We start from the raw sequence: 1,218 nt of genomic DNA, 5'->3' as shown, positions 1-1,218 counted from the left end.
GCGGCCATGTCCAAACGCGCCGGCACCACACACGCCCGGCCCAGCCCCATCGCCGCATCGAACAGCCCCAAAGCCTCCGCAACCGGCATGGGAACAATCCCCATCCGCGACACACGCTCCAGATCCCGCTCCCGCAAGCCACCACCCATACCACCCTCAGCAGCCCACAGCCCCCACGCCAACGACGTCCCCGCAAGCCCTTCCGAACGCCGCACCGCCATCAACGCATCCATAAACGCATTGGCCGCCGCATAAGCAGCCTGACCCGCCGTACCCACCACACCAGCAACCGACGAGAACACCACGAACGCCGACAGATCCAGCCCACGCGTCAACTCATCCAGCACCAACACCCCATCCACCTTCGGACGCAGCACCCCCGCCAACCGCTCACCCGACAACCCACCCAGCACACCGTCATCCAGCACACCCGCCGCATGCACCACCCCCCGCAACGGATACTCCTCCGCCACCCCCGCCAGCACCTCCGCCATACCCTCACGATCCGCCACATCACACAACACAAACGACACATCCTCAGCACCAGCCGCCACCAACTCCGCCACCAACCCCTCCGCCCCCGCACCACTACGACTCACCAACACCAAACGCCGCACCCCCTGCTCCACCACCAAATGCCGCGCCACCACACCAGCCAACACACCACTGGCACCCGTCACCAACACCGTCCCCACCGCATCCCACACCGGCCCCACCACACCCACCGCACTGCCTTCCGGCGACACCCCACCCACCCGCAACAGACGAGGCACCAACACCCCCTCACCCCGCACCGCCACCTGCGGCTCACCACACCCCAACGCCACCGACACCGCACCCCTCAACGAACCAACCGACACGTCACTGTCCACATCCACCAACACCACACGCCCCGGATACTCCGTCTGCGCGGACCGCACCAGACCCCACACCGCCGCCGAAGCCGGATCCGGCACCTCCGCCATCCCACCACGCGTCACCACCACCAACCGCACACCACCCAACCCCGGCTCAGCCAAAACCCCCCGCACAACCTCCAGCACACGAACCACCTCAGCACCCGCCACACCACCAGGCTCCACCACCAACACCACAACACCCGGAACCTCACCACACCCAGCCAGCCCCGCAACATCAGCACAATCCACCCCCAACACCACCGACTCACCGGCACCACCGAACCCACCGGCACCGACACCCACCGCACCTCGAACAGCG

The 1,218-nt window shown here is 67.1% G+C and carries 1 protein-coding gene; it reads right to left on the bottom strand.

Annotated features, from left to right (window positions below):
* On the bottom strand, nucleotides 1–1,148 hold a 1,148-nt coding region (locus tag AXW62_RS39690), incomplete at its 3' end, for a beta-ketoacyl reductase (protein ID WP_502688794.1).
* Between the last annotated feature and the right edge of the window lie 70 nt (nucleotides 1,149–1,218).

It is taken from the genome of Streptomyces hygroscopicus subsp. hygroscopicus (genome assembly GCF_001553455.1).
Classification (GTDB): Bacteria; Actinomycetota; Actinomycetes; order Streptomycetales; family Streptomycetaceae; genus Streptomyces; species Streptomyces hygroscopicus.
Note: the sequence above shows the minus strand (reverse complement) of the source record. Positions and strands in the feature narration are given on the sequence as shown.